The sequence below is a fragment of the Pseudomonas sp. LBUM1668 genome (assembly GCF_059695715.1).
In genome coordinates this window covers 3278757-3298727 of record NZ_CP166787.1, presented here as the reverse complement: position 1 = coordinate 3298727, position 19971 = coordinate 3278757, and the positions used below count along the sequence as shown (strand labels likewise).

The window sequence follows — 19971 nt, the reverse complement described above, 5'->3', positions numbered from 1 at the left end:
AGAGTGGGGCGATTCAAATCGCCCCGTTCAAGGTACTGCTGACCATGAACTATCAGTTGAACTTTGCCGCCGTGTGGCGCGATTTCGACACCTTGCTGGCGGGGCTCGGTCTGGGCTTGCAGCTGGCACTGGTGTCGATCGCCATCGGCTGCGTGATCGGCCTGCTGATGGCGTTTGCCTTGCTGTCGAAGCATCGCGCCTTGCGGGTGTTGGCATCGGTGTACGTCACGGTGGTCCGTAACACGCCGATTCTGGTGTTGATTCTGTTGATCTACTTTGCGTTGCCAAGTCTCGGGATTCGGCTCGACAAGATCCCCTCGTTCATCATCACGTTGTCGTTGTATGCCGGCGCCTATCTGACCGAAGTGTTCCGCGGCGGTTTGCTGAGCATCCCCAAAGGGCAGCGAGAAGCCGGGCTGGCGATCGGCCTCGGCGAATGGCAGGTCAAGGCCTACGTCACCGTACCGGTGATGCTGCGCAACGTGTTGCCGGCGCTGTCGAACAACTTCATTTCGCTGTTCAAGGACACCTCGCTGGCCGCCGCGATTGCGGTGCCGGAGCTGACCTATTACGCGCGCAAGATCAACGTCGAAAGCTACCGGGTGATCGAAACCTGGCTGGTGACTACGGCGTTGTATGTCGCGGCCTGTTACCTCATCGCCATGCTGCTGCGTTACCTCGAGCAGCGTCTGGCGATCCGCCGATAGGAGGCTGTGATGTACGAATCCCCCAGTTGGTTGAATGAATTGTGGATTGCCCGCGAAACCTTGTGGCAGGGCTTTCTGACCAGCGTGCAGGTGTCGGCGCTGGCAATATTGTTCGGCACGTTGCTCGGTGTTGTCGCCGGCCTGGTACTGACTTACGGCAGATTCTGGATGCGTGCGCCGTTTCGGTTTTATGTCGACATCATTCGCGGTACGCCGGTGTTTGTGCTGGTGCTGGCCTGCTTCTATATGGCACCAGCGGCCGGCTGGCAGATCAGCGCGTTTCAGGCCGGTGCGTTAGGGCTGACGCTGTTCTGCGGCTCACACGTTGCGGAAATCGTGCGCGGTGCATTGCAAGCGTTGCCGCGCGGGCAGATGGAAGCGGGCAAGGCGATTGGCCTGACGTTTTACCAGTCGCTCGGTTACGTGCTGCTGCCACAAGCGCTGCGGCAGATCCTGCCGACGTGGGTCAACTCGTCCACCGAAATCGTCAAGGCCTCGACCTTGCTCTCGGTGATCGGCGTGGCCGAATTGCTCCTCAGCACCCAACAGATCATCGCCCGGACCTTCATGACACTGGAGTTCTATCTGTTCGCCGGTTTTCTGTTCTTCGTCATCAACTACGGCATCGAATTACTCGGCCGGCACATTGAAAAGCGGGTGGCCTTGCCATGACTGAAGCTCAAGTTTCCAACGCTGCAAACGGCCAGCCGCTGCTGGATATTCGCGGTCTGCACAAACAATACGGCGCGGTCGAAGTGCTCAAGGGTGTCGACCTCAGCATGCAACGCGGCAACGTTGTGACGCTGATCGGTTCCAGCGGCTCAGGTAAAACCACGTTGCTGCGCTGCGTGAACATGCTCGAAGAGTTTCAGGGCGGGCAGATCCTGCTCGACGGCGAGTCCATCGGTTACGACGAGATCAATGGCAAGCGCGTGCGGCATGGCGAAAAAGTCATCGCTCGTCATCGCGCGATGACCGGCATGGCGTTTCAACAATTCAACCTGTTCCCGCATTTGACCGCGTTGCAGAACGTCACCCTGGGCCTGCTCAAGGTGAAGAAAATGCACAAGGACGAAGCCGTGGTGCTGGCCGAGAAATGGCTGGAGCGGGTCGGCCTTCTGGAGCGCCGCAATCACTTTCCCGGCCAGTTGTCTGGCGGCCAGCAACAGCGCGTGGCGATTGCCCGGGCGATTGCGATGAACCCGAGCCTGATGCTGTTCGACGAAGTCACTTCAGCCCTCGACCCCGAACTGGTTGGCGAAGTGCTCAACGTGATCAAGGGCCTGGCCGAAGACGGCATGACCATGCTGCTGGTGACCCACGAGATGCGCTTCGCTTTCGAGGTCTCGGACAAAATCGTATTCATGAATCAGGGGCGGATCGAAGAGCAGGGGCCTCCCAAGGAACTGTTCGAACGCCCGCAATCGCCGCGTCTGGCTGAGTTCCTCAAAAACACGCGGTTTTAATTTTTATCAGGAGAAACACCCATGAGCATTACTCGTTACGGCACCGGCAGCACCGCCGCAGGCGGCCAGCCTCGTCCATTCGCGCGCGCGGTTGAAGCTGATGGCTGGCTGCACGTTTCCGGTCAGGTGCCGGCGGTGGATGGCGAGATCATTGTTGGCGGCATCGTCGAGCAGACCCACCAGACCATGAAGAACCTGATCGCGATTCTCGAAGAGGCCGGTTATGGCCTGGAAGACGTGGTGCGCGCCGGGGTGTGGCTGGATGATCCGCGGGATTTCAGCAGTTTCAACAAGGTCTTTGGCGAGTACTTCAAACCGGAACACGCGCCGGCGCGGGCCTGTGTACAGGCGAGCATGATGGTTGATTGCAAGGTTGAGATCGACTGCATTGCGTACAAGAAAAAGGCCTGATCGACGGTGGCTCTTGTAGGAGCTGCCGAAGGCTGCGATCTTTTGGCATTTTTGGATATGTCACAAGGCAAGATCAAAAGATCGCAGCCTGCGGCAGCTCCTACATGGAGATTTTTGAGTGAGTGCTGACATGACCGAAGACACCATCAAGCGCCGGGCACGAGGTCTGGACCGGGCGTTCGATATTCTCGATTTCCTCAAGGAGATCGGCCAGCCGCTGCGTCCGAACGACATCGCCAACGGCATTGGCAGCCCGAAATCCACGGTCTACGAACTCGTCGCGTCCCTGCTGGAACGACGGATTCTGGAACCGGTGGGCAAGGACGGTCATGTCTATCTGGGCCGGCAGTTGTACTTTCTCGGGCAGGCGCATTTGCGCCATTTTGACCTCAGTCGCGAGGCCGATCATGCCTTGCAGGAGATCGTCAGCCAGACCCGCGAAACCGCGCAAATGTGCCTGCTCAACGGGCGCAAATACACGGTGGCGTTGATGAAGGAGGGCGAGCGGCATTTCCGTATCTCTTCCGATATCGGCGAAAACGCGCCGATCCCGTGGACGGCTTCCGGACGACTGTTGCTTGCGCATCTGAGCGATCAACAGATCATCGACCTGATCGACGAAGACGACTACATCCTCCCCGACGGCGAGCGCTTGCCGCTGGAGCGCTTTCTGGCGGAAATCCGTCAGGCCGGCATCGATGGATTCTTCTCCTTCGACAGCGTCGCCGACACGTTCACCCACTGCTTCGCCGCACCGGTCAAAGACCCTTCCGGTGTAGCCATTTGCACCTTGTGCATCGTCGCCCCACGGGCCGATGCCAGGAACAATTACGACGACTATCGCCGGGTATTGATCGAGAGCGCCAACAGCCTCGCCCGGCGCATCAACGAATAACCGCGGCTGCCTGCGGCCGCGAATGAATGCGAGGAGTTTGACCATGACGACTGCCATCAATACTGCTGTGGAAAAGGGCGACGCCGCCATCGGCGCGCACCTGGCGCGAGACGTCAGCCTGCCGGCACTGGTGCTGCACCGCGAAGCGCTGGAGCACAACATTCGCTGGATGCAGACATTCGTCAGCGACAGCGGCGCCGAACTCGCGCCCCACGGCAAAACCAGCATGACCCCGGCGCTGTTCAAGCGTCAGCTCGACGCCGGTGCGTGGGGCATCACCCTGGCCAGCGCAACTCAAACCCGCGCGGCTTACGCCCACGGTGTGCGTCGTGTGCTGATGGCCAACCAATTGGTCGGCACGCCGAACATGGCGCTGATCGCCGATCTGCTGGCGGATCCGTCGTTCGACTTCTATTGCATGGTTGATCACCCGGACAACGTCGCCGACCTCGGCGCCTACTTCGCTTCGCGCGGTGTGAAGCTCAACGTGATGATCGAGTACGGCGTGGTCGGTGGTCGTTGCGGTTGCCGCAGCGAACAGGAAGTCATCGAGTTGGCCAAGGCAATCAGCGCGCAACCGGCGCTGGCACTGACCGGTATCGAAGGATATGAGGGCGTGATCCACGGCGATCATGCGGTCAGCGGTATCCGCGAATTCGCCGCGTCATTGGTACGTCTGGCTGTGCAGTTGCAGAACAGCGGCGCGTTTGCCATCGCCAAACCGATCATTACGGCCTCGGGCTCGGCGTGGTACGACCTGATTGCCGAATCGTTCGAAGCCCAGAACGCTGCTGGTCGATTCCTCAGCGTGTTGCGTCCAGGCAGTTACGTGGCGCACGACCATGGCATCTACAAAGAGGCGCAATGTTGCGTGCTCGATCGTCGCAGTGATCTGCACGAAGGCCTGCGTCCGGCGCTGGAAGTGTGGGCGCACGTGCAATCGCTGCCGGAGCCGGGTTTTGCGGTGATTGCACTGGGCAAGCGTGACGTGGCGTACGACGCCGGGCTGCCAGTGCCGCTGCTGCGTTATCGGGCCGGCGTGGTGCCGGCGGTGGGCGAGGACGTTGGCGCGTGCAAGGTCACGGCAGTGATGGATCAGCATGCGTTCATGACGGTGGCACCGGGCGTCGAGCTGCGCGTTGGTGACATCATCTCCTTTGGTACATCGCACCCATGCCTGACGTTCGATAAGTGGCGCGTGGGTTTGCTGGTGGATGAGCAGTTGTCGGTGATCGAAACCATGGAGACGTGTTTCTAGGGCTTTAGACCGAGGCGCCGCCATCGCTGGCAAGCCAGCTCCCACAGGGTGAAGTGTGGATGCACATTTTGTGTACGACCCAAAAACTGTGGGAGCTGGCTTGCCAGCGATGGGGCCAGATCAGACACCATCGATCAACCAGAGACACCATAAAAAAATGACCACCCTCAGCCCCTTGGGCCCCAACACCCCACGCATCGCCCTGATCGGCGAATGCATGATCGAACTCCAGCAGCGCGCCGACGGCAGCCTGCAGCAAAGCTTCGGCGGCGATACCCTCAACACCGCCGTCTACCTGTCGCGCGCCTTGGGCGACAAAGCGCAAGTCGACTACGTCACTGCGCTGGGCGATGACAGCTTCAGCGACGCCATGTGCCAGAGTTGGTCGAGCGAAGGCATCGGCCTCGCTCTCGTGCAGCGTCTGCCCGGACGCTTGCCGGGTCTGTATTGCATCCAGACCGACGCCAACGGCGAGCGACGCTTTCTCTACTGGCGCAACGAGGCGGCCGTCCGCGATTGCTTCACCACCCCGGCAGCCGAGCCGATTCTGGCAGCGTTACCCGATTACGACGTGCTGTATTTCAGCGGCATCACCCTGGCCGTGCTCGGCGCGCAGGGCAGGGAAAGACTGATCCAGACCCTGATCGACGCTCGCCAGCGTGATGCGCGAATCGTCTTCGACAACAACTACCGGCCACGTCTGTGGGCGTCAGTGGCAGAGGCACGTGCGGCTTATCGCAGCGTGTTGCCGCACATCGATCTGGCGTTGCTGACCGTGGATGACGAGCAGGCGCTGTTCGGCTTCAGTGACTGCGATGCGGTGTTCGAGGCTTACGCGCAGATTGGCACACCAGAAGTGGTGCTCAAGCGCGGCGCCGAGGCGTGCCTGATTCGTTGTGACGGTGAGGCCTTTGCAGTGCCGGCAGAGAAAGTCGAGAAGGTGGTGGACACCACGGCGGCGGGGGATTCGTTCAGTGCGGCTTATCTGGCGAGTCGGTTGATGGGGGCAAGTCCTGTCGATGCGGCCGAGGCCGGGCATAGGTTGGCCAGCCAGGTGATTCAAATCCCCGGAGCACTCATCCCCAGAACCTGAACCACAACCCCTGTAGGAGCTGCCGAAGGCTGCGATCTTTTGATGTTGATCCTGAAAAAAACAAAATCAAAAGATCGCAGCCTTCGGCAGCTCCTACAGGGAGGGTGTTCAAGCAGGGAACGTGTGAAGCTCAATCGCGGTAAAACACCTGCACCAGGTGATACCCGAACTTGCTCTTGATCGGCCCATGCACCGTGCGCAGTGGCTTCTTGAAGATCACCGCATCAATCGCACCGACCATCTGCCCCGGCCGGACTTCACCCAGATCGCCGCCGCGTTTGCCGGACGGGCATGTCGAGAATTTTTTCGCCAATACATCAAACGCTTCACCCTTGGCGATGCGTTGTTTGAACTGTTCGGCCTCTTCGGCGGTTTTCACCAGAATGTGGCGGGCTTGGGCTTTCATCGTGCGGTACCTGATAACGGGGTGACGGCGGGGCGCGGATTATGCCTCAACTCAAGGCGTCTGGCTGATCATCGTGCGGATCTTGCTGGCCAGCAGCTCATTCGAAAACGGTTTGGCCACCATGTCCATGCCATCCTCGAGAAAGCCCTGACGCTCGGCGGCTTTCTGCGCATACCCGGTCATGAACAGCACCTTGAGCCCCGGATGATGCTGGCGAGCGATTTCCGCCAGTTGCCGACCGTTCATGCCCGGCAGTCCGACGTCGGTGACCAGCAGATCGACGCGTACATTCGATTCCAGCACCGGCAGAGCCGTGTTGGCGTCTTCGGCCTCGTAGGCGGTGTAGCCCAACTCCCTGAGCAAATCGAGCACCAGCATGCGCACCGCCGGGTCGTCTTCGACCACCATCACGGTTTCACCGGCGGCGATGGGCGCAGGTTGCTCAACGCGGTCAGCCTCCGGGCTTTGCGGCTCGCTGCCATGCAAGCGCGGCAAGTACAGACGCACGCAAGTACCCTGGTCCGGCAGGCTGTCGAGGCTGACATGGCCGCCCGATTGCTGGGCGAAACCATAAATCATCGACAATCCCAGACCGGTTCCCTGGCCAATAGGTTTGGTGGTGAAAAACGGATCGAATGCCTTGGAGCGCACCGAAGGGGTCATGCCGCTGCCGTTATCGCTGACCGCCAGCATCAGGTAATCGCCGGCCTTGACCGGTTCCAGCGTGGTGATGTCATTGCCGTCGAGATAAACGTTGGCCGTTTCGATCAGCAATTCACCGCCATCGGGCATGGCGTCGCGGGCGTTGATCACCAGGTTGAGCAGGGCGTTTTCCAATTGGCTGACGTCGGTGCTGACCGGCCAGAGGTTTTCGGCGAGGCGCAACGTGAGCGCGATCGGATCGCCCTTGGTGCGACGGATCAGATCTTCCAGCGAATGGATCAGCGCGTTGACGTCGAGGGTTTTGCGATCCAGTGACTGGCGCCGCGAAAACGCCAGCAAGCGGTGGGTCAGCGCAGCGGCACGGTTGGCGGACGATACAGCGGCTTCGGTAAACCGCCCGATTTCGTCGGCCCGACCATTGGCGATGTAGCGTTGCATCAGGTCGAGGCTGCCGATGATCCCGGTGAGCATGTTGTTGAAGTCATGGGCGATGCCGCCGGTCAGCTGGCCGACCGCTTCCATTTTCTGCGCATGGCGCAACGCATCTTCGGCGCGCTCACGTTCGAACATCTCGTTCTGCAAGCGCTCATTGGCCTGGGCCAATTGTTCGGTGCGAGCGCTGACGCGTTCTTCAAGGGTTTCGTTGAGATTGCGCAGCGCCTCTTCGGTTTTCTTGCGCTCTGACTCGTCGATCACAAAGATGTAGAAGCCATTGACCGCGCCATCCGCGCCGTGGCGGGGCAAGTAGTTCATCAGCGCATGCCGGGTGCTGCCGTCGCGATGCGGGGTGTACAGGCTGAACGAGCAGGGCCGTCCGGCCAGGGCCTCGCCGATGTACGGCGAACGCAGGAAATAGGCCTCTTCGCCGATCACCTCGCGAATGGTGCGGCCATACAGCTCTTGCGGCGTCAGACCGTACCAGTCGAGATACGCCGCGTTGTTCAGGCGAAAGCGTTCTTCGTGGTCGACATAGCTGATCAGGATCGGCATGGCGTTGATGATCAGTTGTAATTCGGTCTGACTCTGGCGCAACGCCTGTTCAGTTTGTTTGCGCTCTGTCAGGTCCAGCGCTGCGCCAAGAAAACGCACCGGCCGGCCATGGTGATCCTTGTAGCAACGGCCGCGGGCGAATACCCAGCGCTGCTCGCCGCCGGGCATCAGCAAGCGGTATTCCTCGGCGTATTCCGTGCCGTGGGTGATGCAATGTTTGATGCTGCGGGCGACCAGCGCACGGTCTTCGGGGTGAACGCCGTTCAGGTAATCGCTGATGGGCAATTGCCCGGCGCGTGCCGGATCAATGCCGTGCAACTGGGCAAAGTGCGCGTCGGCAATAAAACGATCTTCACCGATGTCCCAGTCCCAGGTGCCAACCGCATCGGTGGCGGCGAGCGCCAGTTGCAGTCGCTCTTCGGTGTCGCGCTGAACCCTGAGGCTCTCGTCCGAACGCTGCTGCAACTCCAGAGCGATGCGCCGCCGTTCGTTGGTTTCAATCGCGGTGACCAGGATCCCGGCCACCTGTGCACGTTCATCGCGGATCGGACTGTACGTCAGGTCAAGCCAGAAGTCTGAATCCTTGCCATCGCGTTGCAGGGTGAAGCGCTGTTCGCTGTAGGTGCGTACCTGACCTTGTAGGACGGCGCTGTAAATCGGGTCGGTAAAGTCTCGAAGTTCTGGCCATATCTGGTGCGCCGGCTGTCCGAAAGCGTGTGGGTGTTTGCTCCCGGCGAGCAGGGCAAAGCCATTGTTGTAGATCTGCGTCAACTCCGGACCCCACATCAGCAACATCGGCATCGGCGAGTGAATCACGATGTCCACGGCGGTGCGCAGGCTCTGCGGCCAGGTGCCAGCAGCGCCCAGAGGGCTGCGGCTCCAATCGGTACGGGCAATCAGTGCCTGGGCGTCGTTGCTGGTTGGTACAGCGTTCATCGTTGCATCCTGAGCGTCAGTCGGTAGGGCGGCGTCTACTATCCTAGTCTGATAGACGCGCATTGGCTCGCGGCGTCACGGCGCGGGTCCTCTCTGTTCATTGCAAGCTTCGCAGGTGCTTTTAGCCATGGAAATCGATGCACTGCTCAAACAACTGGCGAGTCGTCATGGTTCGGATCTGTTCCTCTCCACGGGCGCACCGCCCAGTGCACGTTTTGAAGGCGTACTGACGCCGCTCAGCGAACAACCTTTCAAACCGGGCGAGGTGGCAACGGTTGCCACCTCCCTGATGGACGCCGAGCAGCGCCGGGAGTTCGACCGGGATCTGGAAATGAACCTGGCAATCTCGCGCCCCGGCATCGGCCGTTTCCGGGTCAACATCTTTAAACAGCGTAACGATGTATCCATTGTGATCCGCAACGTCAAACTCGATATTCCGCGTTTCGAAGATCTAAAGCTGCCGCCAGTATTGCTCGAAACCGTGATGCTCAAGCAGGGGCTGATACTGTTTGTTGGCGCCACCGATTCGGGAAAATCAACGTCGCTAGCAGCGCTCATCGATCACCGCAACCGCCATAGCAGCGGGCATATCGTCACCATCGAAGACCCGATCGAGTACATCCACCGGCACAGGCTTTCGATCATCAACCAGCGTGAAGTCGGTGTCGACACGCGCAGCTTTCAAGCCGCGCTGAAAAATACCCTGCGCCAAGCTCCCGACGTCGTGCTGATCGGTGAAATCCGTGACCGAGAAACCATGGAACATGCGCTGGCGTTTGCCGAAACCGGTCACCTGGTGCTGTCGACCCTGCACGCCAATAACGCAAATCAGGCATTGGAAAGAATCATCAATATGTTTCCTGAAGAGCGTCGGGTGCAGTTGTTGCAGGCATTGGCGAGCAATCTTAAAGCCTGTGTATCGCAGCGACTTGTTCGGACGATAGACGGACTGCGAAGGGCTGCGGTGGAGGTAATGCTGGGCACGCCAACCATCGGCGATCTAATTAGAAATAATAAACTGGGTGAACTTAAAGTCATCATGGAGAAGTCAGTGGTGGAGGGGATGCGGACGTTTGATTTTTCCCTTCATAAATTGGTTGGAGAAGGAGTGGTGAGTGTCGAGGAGGCATTGAAAAACGCAGACTCTGTGAATGACTTGCGATTACGAGTCAAGTTGGATTTGTCTAAGGCGGGAGGTGACAAGTCGTTCGGAGAGTGGGAGTTGGCAGAGTGAAAATGGTTGATATTTTGAAGGTGTGGATCTCGATCTGCCGCGGCAGCGAAACTTGAGTTAATAAATCTCGGATTGAGAAATGCAGTTCTCTGGTTAATGTTTGTACTGTTGATTTCAACAATAAAGACATTGGGCGGAGAAATGACGTGAAAACAAGAAGTGTTTTAAGCGAAAGTGATGGTTCAACTACGCGTGATAATGAGCGATGCTTGCTTGCCGATGCGGCGGAGCGTAAAGAGATTGCCGATGCGCTTGAAGTGCTCGTATCCAGTAAAGAAGGAGAGCTGATTTCTTTAGAAGCTGAAAGGTTTTCGTTGCGGGAGCACTCCTCTCTTGGCTGTATGATCAAGCCCTTGAAGAGGGAACTAAATGATTTTATCAAGCGATATCATCCCGATGGGGTAGTGCTTGTTACAAATCGATCTTTTGAGCCTGCGGTGGCTGAGTTCGATGACTGGGATCAGATCCGCTTTCGAAATAGAGTCATCTACGATCCATACGCCCAGCCCTATATCACTTATTTCATGAGTGTTGCTGATCAAGTCGGTGGGTTCATGTCGTCGGTTATTGGTGAAGCTAGTTATGCTCAATGGCTATGCTTTCACGGCATGAAGGTGCCAGCTGTTAATGATCGAGAACAAATCCGAAAATTAGCGGCATTTCTAAAATGGGAGTACCGCGCGCCCGAGGCAATCGAAAGTTACTGGGAACAGTTAGAGGGGCACGAAGCTGATAGCGTTAAGTTGACCGCCTCGCAATACGAGGAGGTCCGTGCAATGACCGCCCAGTATGTTCAAGGTGGAAAAAGTTTGCTTGATACTTTATACGAAAGGGTCAGGCCTGTACTGCATGATGGTATTTCCTGGGAAAATGCTGATGATGTAATTCATAAGCTCATCTATAACTCCTTTTCTTATGGTCTCGCAAGAAAATACATTGCGGCATTAGGCTGGTGGGGTGCCGCCTCTGGCGAGAGTCTTGATAATAAAGACCTGGCACAAATGCTGTATACGGCGCTCATACTTGATCTTGATTTCCAGGTAGGTGGCAGTCAGCAGCGGAACGTAATTGCGGGTCATGATATTTATGAATCCAGTCGCTCAGCCGATGAAACATTGGAAAAAATTCGCCAGGGTTTTGAAGAGCATCTAGTCAGTAATAAAAAGGTTTCGCGCAAGTTGGCACCCTTGGCTTCGCATCTTGTGCTGTCGTCTGCAGCACCTGGGTTGCTGGTAAAGAATATTCCGTCCTGGCTCAAGGCGGGATCGGTCGGTTGGGTAACGTTCTGTCAAGCCGTGAGCATTTACGAACTTATTTCCAAAGGCGGAGTGCGGTTCCTTGATTACAAAGAAGTCATGCAGTTCGCCGATATAGATTCGCTAAGTCATGCATTGGGTCAGCTTCAGGGTGTGCTTGCCATTGAAGCAATTATTGATTGGGCGTTGATCAATGAAGTGATATCCAGAAGTGATCTTGAGGGATCAGTCAATGCTGCCTCTGATCGTGCGGTTGCCGCTTATGAAACCTTTTTGGAAGCCATGGTCAACACGGCGACAGCGTTTGCCCCCGTACCGGATCGAAAGCAATTGGCGTTGGCAACGCTGAGGCAGGCACTACCCGATGCCGAGACCGACTTTTTTGAGCAGCGAATACTCCGGCCACATCATTTCTCCGACTTCAGGGCTTCGATTCTGGATTTGTACATTGAAGGTACGCTAGACGGGCATGGCTGGAACTGGAGCCAGGAGCCGCATATTATGCATGCAAACCCTGGGCTGGCAGGGTTGCCGCAAAATCAACACGTTTTCGAAACCGAAGTTCGGAAATTCCATGGCAATATTCATAGGGCTATTAAAACTAATTTAAAGTTGGGCTTGGCGGGAATGCCGCGCGAAGATCGCGAAATACTAGGGAGGAGTGCAATTGCCTTCTTTACAGTCCGCGAACCGGATACGAAACAGGAGTTCCCGCAAGGCAGCGGTTCTGGCGTTCTTGGTGCAGGAAGTGCTAACTCCAGGACGGTGCAGGTTTGCAACATAAATGATAAGGCGCGGGGCCGCTATGGAGTGATCATGATCGCTTCGTATGATAATAATAAAATGCGCTGCTATGAGCTGTTCAGTATGACCGCGGAGTGTCGAAGAAACGACGCTTTAGGAGACTTTGTGCTGTCGTCTGGAGTAATGGAAGCACCCGCCAGGTTAGTGTATGGGAGTGAGGGTAAGGGTCCGCTGCCTGAATTTTATCGTGCTCCTTTGCACGTAAAAAAATACGTTGGGGATGGCTCACGTCCTACTGGGTTCATGAATGTATTCATAGAAAAACTGGGAGCCATTCCGGCGCCGACAAGGCCCGTCGAAAATAAAAACAGCATATATCAATATTTTGTCAGCCCTCATTTCGAGGATATTGCAAATTTCGTTGTAATGCATAGACCTGTCGGAAGTGTCAGTGAGCTTGTTGAGAGTCTTACCGTTTTAACTGATAAAGAGATGGCGGACAAAAAATATGAAAGGTTTGAGACGTGGCTTGTCAACTTGACCATACCTTTTAAAAAGTGCGTTGAGGACTTGCGGTCAGGGGATAGAAATTTACTGGTCGATGGTATTTACGGTTGCACTATGGACGCTATCGGTATTGTCTTTGCGGTGTTGGGCGTTCCAGCAAAAATTTTGGGCATTGCCGCCAAGTCCATTTCGTTGGCCGCCAAGCTCCTTAAAACCGCAAAATATTGCTTGACGCTAACAGTATCGATTTTGAATCCGATCGATGCCGCGTTACCCCTTCTCATCGGGTTTGGATTAAAGCAATTAAAAAATGGAATTAAACTTGGTCATCAGGCAGCCCGGTTGTTGGGCAAGGCTAATGCCCAGATATTTAGATTGACCGGGCGACATAAATACATCGATATGCTGAAGGCTGCCAGTCTTTCCCGGGTCGGAAAAGGCAAATGGCGCGCACTTGGTGCCACTGTTGATATCTCAAGCGTGCTCGCCGTTAGCAGAAATAAACGATGGTACGCCCTTAATAGTCGCGGTAATCCTTGGGGCAAGGCACTGGATGGTTTCGACTTGAAGAGCTTGGTTTTAATTCCAAGCATTCGGCCCATTGATTACACGATTCATGTAATTCGAAATGGTATGTCGATAGCAGGTATGAAGGTGAAAAGCGCCATTAGTGTCTTGGCGCGGAGGCAGTTTGCCCTTAAAACTGATCTTGCCATCGGTCTGTTTTTAGGTAGCACGAACAAGGCGCGCGACAAGCTTTCGGCTGTTATGGAGGTTGTTCGTTTAGACTTCGATGGCACATCAATCAGTAACTTTTTTCTAGATGTAGCGAAGGTCGATAACCAGATTATTCAAGTCGATCAGAGCAAATATAGTGATTGGAAAAAGGCCGGGTTACAGGAGCGAGATAATTTTCAATACTTGCAAGTGAGCACTCAACATCTTAATGACCGGTTTAATGCAGCGAGCTTTAGCTACGGTGAAGTGGCAGACGACCTGATTCACGAGATGGTTTGTGCGGGCCCTCGCAAGACTGAACTGGTTTCCGCCAAGGCTGCTCGTCTAAACGATGCCCCAGCCCTCAACGTGGCACCATTACTGAATCTCGCGGCGGGTCGGTTGCCAAAATCTGATGGAGCCGGGGCTTTTTACAACAGTGATGATGCTGTATCAAACGCAGATTCCATTGCTGTCTTGGCGTCTCTGCTGGCTCAGTTGGATCAGGCCCCCGCTCAATTCGAGAAAAACTTCGAAATCATGACCGACGCTGTCATCGCCAGCCGGGGGCAAACCATAAAAAGCGAGGTATTGATCAGGCTGAATTCCGTCTGACTCCGGGTAATACTGCGTTTTGACTGGGGGACTGCGAATATGCTGTCCCAGGCTTTCAATCATTGAGCTCTGATCGATCCCGAAACTGCTCCAACGCTTCCGGATTGGCCAACGCATCGGTATTTTTCACAGGCAATCCGTGCACCACGTTTTTCACGGCCAGCTCCACAACCTTGCCGCTGATCGTGCGCGGAATGTCCGTGACCTCGACGATTTTCGCTGGCACATGGCGGGGTGTGGTGTTGGCGCGGATGACCTGGCGGATCTGCGCTTGCAGTGCCTCGTTCAGTTCAACACCGTCCTGAAGCCGCACAAACAACACCACCCGCACATCGTCCTGCCATTGCTGCCCGATAGCTACGCTGTCGAGCACTTGCGGGACTTTTTCAACCTGCCGATAAATCTCCGCCGTACCGATGCGCACGCCGCCCGGATTGAGCACGGCGTCGGAGCGGCCGTGAATCATCATCGCGCCATGTTGCAGTTGTTCGGCGTAATCGCCCTGCGCCCAAACGCCGGGGAACAGGCTGAAATAGGATTTGCGCAGCTTCTCGTCATCCGGGTCATTCCACAAACCGATCGGCATCGCCGGAAAATGCCGGGTGCACACCAACTCGCCTTTCTCACCGATCACCGGCTGACCCGCGTCGTTCCAGACTTCAACCGCCATGCCCAGGCTCTTGCCCATGATCTCGCCGCGCCGCACAGGGGACAGCGGATTGCCGTTAACGAAGCAGGAAACGATATCGGTACCACCGGACATCGAGGCCAGGCAGACGTCCGGTTTGAAATCGCGGTAGACGAAGTCGTAGCTCTGCGGCGACAAGGCTGAGCCGGTGCAGAGCAGGGTTTTCAGGGCGCTCAGATCATGGCTTTCGCGGGGCTTGAGGTCGCTGTTTTCCAGGGTTGCGAGGAATTTCGGGCTGGTGCCGAATACGCTGACGCACTCATCTTCCAGCAGGTCCAGCAAACGCTCGGGACCTGGGTGAAAGGGCGAACCGTCATACAGCACCACAGCGCTGCCGACCGCGAGGGCCGACACCAGCCAGTTCCACATCATCCAGCCACACGTTGTGTAGTAGAACAAGCGGTCTTCGGGACCAAGGTCGACATGCAATCCATGTTCCTTGACGTGTTGCAGCAGCACGCCGCCGGTGCTGTGCACGATGCATTTCGGCACGCCGGTGGTGCCACTGGAATACAGCACGTACAGCGGATGAGCGAACGGCACCGGGACGAAAAACGGCTCGCCACCCGGCTTGTAGAAATCATCCCAGAGCGTGACATCGGCGTGCGTTCGATAATCTTCCACGGGGGCCTGCGAGCGCGCGTAAGGCACGATGATCAGCTGTTGCAGCGACGGCAGTTGCTCGAGGATTTCATTGAGCTTGATCGTCTGGTCGATCTCTTTGCCGGCGTAGCGATAGCCGGCGCAGGTGATCAGTACGTTCGGTTCGATCTGGCCGAAGCGGTCGATCACGCCATGGGTGCCGAAGTCCGGTGATGAGCACGACCAGATTGCCCCAAGGCTGGTGGTCGCGAGCATCGCCACCAGGGTCTGCCAGGTGTTGGGCATGCACGCCGTCACCCGGTCACCGAGGCCAACACCAGCCGCTTGCAGGCTGGACTGAAACCCCGCGACCTCGCGGGCCAGTTCGGCCCAGGTCAATTGCTCGCGCTGACCATTTTCCGCCACGCTCACTATGGCCACGGCATCATCACGTCGGCGCAGCAGGTGTTCGGCGAAATTCAGCGTCGCTCCGGGAAACCATTCGGCGCTGGGCATTTTCGCGCCTTCGCGCAATACGTCGTCAGGCTGGGCGTGAAATTGGATGTCGAAGAAATCAACGATTGCCTGCCAAAATGCCTCGCGCTGATCGATGCTCCACTGGTGCAGGGCAGAGTAGTCGCCAAGGTTCAGCGAATGGCGCTGATTGACCCAGCGCCGGAACGTGTCCATGCGCGATTTGGCGATGCGGTCGGTGTCGGGTTGCCAGAGGATGTCGGACATTGGTTGCCTCTTTTTATCTGATTCATACACGTGGCTCAGGTAGCACATCGATCCCTTGTATGAGTGAGCCTGCTCGCGATAGCGGTGTGTCAGTTGATACAGCTTTGACTGACCCAACGCTATCGCGAGCAGGCTCACTCCTACAGGGTGCGCGGCTTACTGCGCCAACCACCCACCATCAATATTCCACGCCGCACCACGCACCTGGCTGCCGGCCTCGCTGCACAGAAACAGCACCAGTTCGCCCAGATGCTGCGGGGTTACGAATTCCAGTGACGGCTGTTTCTCTGCCAGCAAATCATGTTGCGCCTGCTGCGGGTCGATGCCCTTGGCTGCGCGATCATCGATCTGCTTCTGCACCAGCGGCGTCAACACCCAGCCAGGACAGATAGCGTTGCAGGTGACGTTACTGGTCGCAGTTTCCAGGCCGACCACTTTGGTCAGCCCGATCACGCCATGTTTGGCCGCGACATAAGCCGCTTTGCCGGTTGAGCCTACCTGGCCATGGACGGAGGCAATGTTGATGATTCGCCCCCAACCCTTGGCACGCATGCCTGGCAGGCTCAGACGGGTGCTGTGGAACACCGAAGAAAGATTGATGGCGATGATCGAATCCCAGCGCTCGACCGGAAATTCTTCCACGGCCGCGACGTGCTGGATGCCAGCGTTATTGACCAGAATGTCCACGCCGCCGAACTCGCGGTCGGCGTACGCAATCATCTCGGCGATCTGCGCCGGGTCGCTGACGTCGGCCGGATGATGGCCGACCTTGCCGCCGGACTGCGCTACTTCAGCAATGACTTTGGCGGCATCGCCGAAGCCGTTGAGAATCACGTTGGCCCCGGCCTTGGCCAGCGCGAGGGCAATGCCCAGGCCGATGCCGCTGGTGGATCCGGTAACCAGTGCGGTTTTGCCCGAAAGAGTCGTCATCAATACCTCACACAATGCCAGTGGCGTAGAAAGTGCCGATCACCACGAAAACCGCCAGGGTCTTGATCAGCGTAATACAGAAAATGTCTTTGTAGGCTTCGCGGTGGGTCAGACCGGTGACCGCCAGCAGCGTGATCACCGCGCCGTTGTGCGGCAGGGTGTCCATGCCGCCGCTGGCCATCGCGGCCACCCGGTGCAGCACTTCCAGCGGAATATTCGCCGCGTTCGCCGCGCTGATGAACTGCTCCGACATCGCCGCCAGGGCAATGCTCATACCGCCCGACGCAGAACCGGTGATACCGGCGAGCAAGGTCACGGTGATCGCTTCGTTGACCAGCGGATTGGGGATTTGCTTGAGCCAGTCGGCCAGCACCAGAAACCCCGGCAGCGAGGCGATCACCGCGCCAAAACCGTATTCCGACGCCGTGTTCATGGCGGCCAGCAACGCACCGCTGACCGCGCTCTTACTGCCCTCGGCCAATTTGCTGCGAATCGCTTTAAAGCCGAACACCAGCACCATGAGGATGCCGATCAGCAACGCCGCTTGTACCGCCCAGATCGCCGTCAGTTTGGCGATTTCCGTGGTGACCGGCGTGGCCATGCCCGGCAGCGCGAGGCTGTGGGTCTTGCCGTACCACTGCGGAATCCACTGGGTAAACAGCAGGTTCATGATGCCCACCGCCAGCAGCGGCGACAGCGCAAGCCACGGGTTAGGCAGCTTCAGGTCTTCGGCCGTTTCCGGCTCATTGCGCAGCTCGGTGCCATAACCCTCACCGGCACGCTGGGCCTTGTTGCGCTGGCGCTGGAGGAACAGCATGCCGGCACAGAACACGAAAATCGTACCGATCACACCCAGCCACGGCGCTGCCCACGCGGTGGTATTGAAGAAGGTGCTGGGAATGATGTTCTGGATTTGCGGGGTGCCGGGCAGGGCGTCCATGGTGAACGAAAACGCGCCGAGGGCGATGGTCGCCGGGATCAGGCGCTTGGGAATATTGCTCTGGCGAAACATCTCCGCGGCGAACGGGTAGACCGCAAACACCACGACGAACAGCGAAACGCCACCGTAGGTGAGTACAGCGCAAACCAGCACGATGACTAGCATGGCCTGCCTGGTGCCGAGCAGACGAATCGCCGCAGCGACGATAGAGCGCGAGAAACCGGACAGCTCGATCAACTTGCCGAACACGGCGCCGAGCAGGAACACGGGAAAATACAGTTTGATGAAACCGACCATTTTTTCCATGAACACCCCGGTGAAGGCAGGGGCGACGGCGGAAGGGTCGGTCAACAGGACAGCGCCGAGAGCGGCAATCGGGGCAAAAAGGATAACGCTGTAGCCACGGTAGGCCGCGAGCATCAGCAGCGCGAGGGCGGCCAAGGCAATGATCACACTCATGGTGTGCTCCTTCGATTGTTATTTTTGTGGTGAAACGGATGTAGGAAGGAGTGATAGCGAGATGCGTGCCAAGTTCGTAACGTATTGAAATGTAAGGGGAATGGTTGATTTTGTTGCAGGAATTCACGCTCATTGTCTCTATAGTGAGACGTTTATAGGATCAAAAGTTCGCAGCCTTCGGCAGCTCCTACAGGGGCGACGCGAATTACCCTTGTAGGAGCTGCCGAAGGCTGCGATCTTTTGATCTTGATTCAGCCGTCTCACATCGGAGATATTTATCTCGCTATTGAGACTCGGCAATCCCCAACGCCACCATCTTCTTGTATAACGTCGACCGCCCAAGCCCCAGCCGAGCCGCTGCCTCCGGCACCTTGCCCCCACATTGCACAAGCGCAGACTGGATCAACTGTCGGTCAAACCTCTCTCGAGCCTGGGCGAAAGTTTCCTCGGCCAATGGTTCAACAACCGGCGCACAGGTTCGCTCCACCGGTGTAAACGTGCCGATTGCCGCACGAATGTCGCTCTCTGAGAGCATCAAATCATCACTGAGCAGCGCCGCCCGTTCCAGTACGTTGCGCAGCTCGCGAATGTTGCCCGGCCAGGCATGCTGCCCGAGCAACGCCAAGGCTTCGCGGTGCAGTTCGTGCTGGCTGCGCAGCTCTTCGAGAATGGCTTCGCTGAGCGCTGGCAGGTCGTCGAGCCTGTCCCGTAATGGCGGCACATTGATGGGCAATACGTTGAGTCGGTAATACAAGTCAGCGCGGAACTCACCGCGTTTGATTGCCGCTTGCAAGTCCGTCGATGTCGCGGCGATCACCCGCACGTCGCTCTGGATCACTTCATTGGAGCCCACTGGCTCGAACTCTTTCTCTTGCAGCACGCGCAGCAATTTGCTTTGCAGCGGCAACGGCATGTCGCCAATTTCATCGAGGAACAACGTGCCACCCTGAGCAATCTGCAGTTTGCCGGTGCGACCCTTGCGGTCAGCGCCGGTGAAGGCGCCCGGTGCCGTACCGAAAAATTCCGCTTCGAGCAGCGCCTCGGGGATCGCCGCACTGTTGATGCTGACAAAAGCCTTGTGTGCCCGTGGCGAAGCACTGTGGATCGCCTGGGCCAACAGCTCCTTGCCGGTGCCCGTTTCGCCGAGCAACAAAACCGGCGAGTCGGCACTGGCGCTACGGCGAGCGCGACGTTTGACTTCGAGGCTGGCGGCACTGGTGCCGATGAAGTGCGCAAAGTTGTACTTGGTCTGCCGCGCGCGCAGCAATGAGCGGGTCGAGGCCAGTTCTTCCTGCATGCTCAGGTAGCGCTTGAGCATTGGTGACAGCGTGCGCAACTCATCAAACAGGGCGAAGCCGATGGCGCCGATCACCGTGCCGGCATCGTCGTGAATCGGCAGGCGCATCACCACCAACGGCTCTTTCGGTGTGTCCTGCATGTCCAGCAGAATCGGCCGCCCGCTGCGCACCACTTCACGCAACAGACTGCCGGGGATCACGCTTTCACAGGGTTTGCCAATCGCACCTGCAGCAGATTCGAGGCCGAAACGTCGGGCGTAGCGTTCGTTCATCCAGACGATGTTGGCGTCGCGATCGACAATCACCGTGCCTTCACTCGATTGCTCGATGATCTCGAACAGCGAGCGGATCGCCAGGGTGCGAACCCGTTGGTAGTCCTTGAGGCTTTCGGTGCTGTTCATGAAGGCTGATCCTGAATGTGTGTTGCCAGTGCTG

15 protein-coding genes are annotated in these 19971 nt (G+C 57.4%); 9 read left to right on the top strand and 6 right to left on the bottom strand.

What is annotated here, in order from left to right; translation table 11 throughout:
- The first annotated feature begins 44 nt into the window (after window positions 1-44).
- From ACA061_RS14770 to kdgK, 7 genes are all read left to right on the top strand, one after another.
- A complete protein-coding gene (locus tag ACA061_RS14770) occupies window positions 45-707 on the top strand; it encodes an amino acid ABC transporter permease (RefSeq protein WP_024012746.1) in 663 nt (220 codons plus the stop codon).
- A 9-nt stretch (window positions 708-716) separates the two neighbouring features.
- Entirely contained in the window at window positions 717-1379 is a 663-nt protein-coding gene (locus tag ACA061_RS14765) for an amino acid ABC transporter permease (RefSeq protein WP_150615455.1), read from the top strand.
- Window positions 1376-2173, top strand: coding sequence for an amino acid ABC transporter ATP-binding protein (locus ACA061_RS14760; protein ID WP_497299487.1), 798 nt, complete (start codon window positions 1376-1378; stop codon window positions 2171-2173). Before ACA061_RS14765 ends, ACA061_RS14760 begins: the two co-directional genes overlap by 4 nt.
- A gap of 21 nt (window positions 2174-2194) precedes the next feature.
- The gene (locus tag ACA061_RS14755; protein ID WP_007912330.1) at window positions 2195-2584 is read left to right on the top strand and encodes a RidA family protein; all 390 of its coding nucleotides are present in this window, start codon (window positions 2195-2197) and stop codon (window positions 2582-2584) included.
- Between the two features lie 130 nt (window positions 2585-2714).
- Entirely contained in the window at window positions 2715-3479 is a 765-nt protein-coding gene (locus ACA061_RS14750; RefSeq protein WP_150602502.1) for an IclR family transcriptional regulator, read from the top strand.
- Between the two features lie 43 nt (window positions 3480-3522).
- Window positions 3523-4737 (top strand): amino acid deaminase, encoded by a 1215-nt coding sequence (locus tag ACA061_RS14745; protein WP_497299486.1) that lies wholly within the window; start codon window positions 3523-3525, stop codon window positions 4735-4737.
- A gap of 157 nt (window positions 4738-4894) precedes the next feature.
- The gene (gene kdgK, locus ACA061_RS14740) at window positions 4895-5830 is read left to right on the top strand and encodes a 2-dehydro-3-deoxygluconokinase (protein ID WP_497299485.1); all 936 of its coding nucleotides are present in this window, start codon (window positions 4895-4897) and stop codon (window positions 5828-5830) included.
- Window positions 5831-5960: 130 nt separating this feature from the next.
- Here kdgK and ACA061_RS14735 read toward each other — a convergent pair whose 3' ends face one another.
- On the bottom strand, window positions 5961-6236 hold the full coding sequence (locus tag ACA061_RS14735) for a peptidylprolyl isomerase (protein WP_497299484.1): 276 nt from the start codon (window positions 6234-6236) through the stop codon (window positions 5961-5963).
- A 51-nt stretch (window positions 6237-6287) separates the two neighbouring features.
- Entirely contained in the window at window positions 6288-8825 is a 2538-nt protein-coding gene (locus ACA061_RS14730; protein ID WP_210552861.1) for a PAS domain-containing hybrid sensor histidine kinase/response regulator, read from the bottom strand.
- A gap of 127 nt (window positions 8826-8952) precedes the next feature.
- On the opposite strand from ACA061_RS14730, the gene ACA061_RS14725 reads away from it, so the two are divergent.
- Window positions 8953-10059: a PilT/PilU family type 4a pilus ATPase gene (locus ACA061_RS14725; RefSeq protein WP_497299483.1), complete on the top strand. Its 1107-nt coding sequence runs from the start codon at window positions 8953-8955 to the stop codon at window positions 10057-10059.
- Between the two features lie 146 nt (window positions 10060-10205).
- Window positions 10206-13898, top strand: a complete 3693-nt coding sequence (locus ACA061_RS14720; RefSeq protein WP_497299482.1) for a hypothetical protein — start codon at window positions 10206-10208, stop codon at window positions 13896-13898.
- Window positions 13899-13953: 55 nt separating this feature from the next.
- On the opposite strand, the gene ACA061_RS14715 is transcribed toward ACA061_RS14720, so the two are convergent.
- The 4 genes from ACA061_RS14715 to ACA061_RS14700 all read right to left on the bottom strand — a co-directional run bounded on the left by ACA061_RS14715 (window position 13954) and on the right by ACA061_RS14700 (window position 19937).
- Window positions 13954-15909: an acetoacetate--CoA ligase gene (locus ACA061_RS14715; RefSeq protein WP_497299481.1), complete on the bottom strand. Its 1956-nt coding sequence runs from the start codon at window positions 15907-15909 to the stop codon at window positions 13954-13956.
- 156 nt (window positions 15910-16065) lie between these two features.
- The gene (hbdH, locus tag ACA061_RS14710) at window positions 16066-16839 is read right to left on the bottom strand and encodes a 3-hydroxybutyrate dehydrogenase (protein WP_210552857.1); all 774 of its coding nucleotides are present in this window, start codon (window positions 16837-16839) and stop codon (window positions 16066-16068) included.
- Between the two features lie 7 nt (window positions 16840-16846).
- Window positions 16847-18238 carry a GntP family permease gene (locus ACA061_RS14705; RefSeq protein ID WP_150592047.1) on the bottom strand — a complete coding sequence of 464 codons (1392 nt, stop codon included), beginning with the start codon at window positions 18236-18238 and terminating at the stop codon, window positions 16847-16849.
- A gap of 283 nt (window positions 18239-18521) precedes the next feature.
- A complete protein-coding gene (locus tag ACA061_RS14700) occupies window positions 18522-19937 on the bottom strand; it encodes a sigma-54 interaction domain-containing protein (RefSeq protein ID WP_497299480.1) in 1416 nt (471 codons plus the stop codon).
- Between the last annotated feature and the right edge of the window lie 34 nt (window positions 19938-19971).

What these genes read in the sequence shown, in the direction of transcription:
- ACA061_RS14760 (WP_497299487.1), top strand. Translation starts at nt 1,376, where the DNA reads ATGACTGAAGCTCAAGTTTCCAACGCTGCAAACGGCCAGCCGCTGCTG.
- ACA061_RS14765 (WP_150615455.1), top strand. Translation starts at nt 717, where the DNA reads ATGTACGAATCCCCCAGTTGGTTGAATGAATTGTGGATTGCCCGCGAA.
- ACA061_RS14745 (WP_497299486.1), top strand. Translation starts at nt 3,523, where the DNA reads ATGACGACTGCCATCAATACTGCTGTGGAAAAGGGCGACGCCGCCATC.
- ACA061_RS14705 (WP_150592047.1), bottom strand. Translation starts at nt 18,238, where the DNA reads ATGAGTGTGATCATTGCCTTGGCCGCCCTCGCGCTGCTGATGCTCGCG.
- ACA061_RS14750 (WP_150602502.1), top strand. Translation starts at nt 2,715, where the DNA reads ATGACCGAAGACACCATCAAGCGCCGGGCACGAGGTCTGGACCGGGCG.
- ACA061_RS14725 (WP_497299483.1), top strand. Translation starts at nt 8,953, where the DNA reads ATGGAAATCGATGCACTGCTCAAACAACTGGCGAGTCGTCATGGTTCG.
- hbdH (WP_210552857.1), bottom strand. Translation starts at nt 16,839, where the DNA reads ATGACGACTCTTTCGGGCAAAACCGCACTGGTTACCGGATCCACCAGC.
- kdgK (WP_497299485.1), top strand. Translation starts at nt 4,895, where the DNA reads ATGACCACCCTCAGCCCCTTGGGCCCCAACACCCCACGCATCGCCCTG.
- ACA061_RS14715 (WP_497299481.1), bottom strand. Translation starts at nt 15,909, where the DNA reads ATGTCCGACATCCTCTGGCAACCCGACACCGACCGCATCGCCAAATCG.
- ACA061_RS14770 (WP_024012746.1), top strand. Translation starts at nt 45, where the DNA reads ATGAACTATCAGTTGAACTTTGCCGCCGTGTGGCGCGATTTCGACACC.
- ACA061_RS14700 (WP_497299480.1), bottom strand. Translation starts at nt 19,937, where the DNA reads ATGAACAGCACCGAAAGCCTCAAGGACTACCAACGGGTTCGCACCCTG.
- ACA061_RS14735 (WP_497299484.1), bottom strand. Translation starts at nt 6,236, where the DNA reads ATGAAAGCCCAAGCCCGCCACATTCTGGTGAAAACCGCCGAAGAGGCC.
- ACA061_RS14730 (WP_210552861.1), bottom strand. Translation starts at nt 8,825, where the DNA reads ATGAACGCTGTACCAACCAGCAACGACGCCCAGGCACTGATTGCCCGT.
- ACA061_RS14755 (WP_007912330.1), top strand. Translation starts at nt 2,195, where the DNA reads ATGAGCATTACTCGTTACGGCACCGGCAGCACCGCCGCAGGCGGCCAG.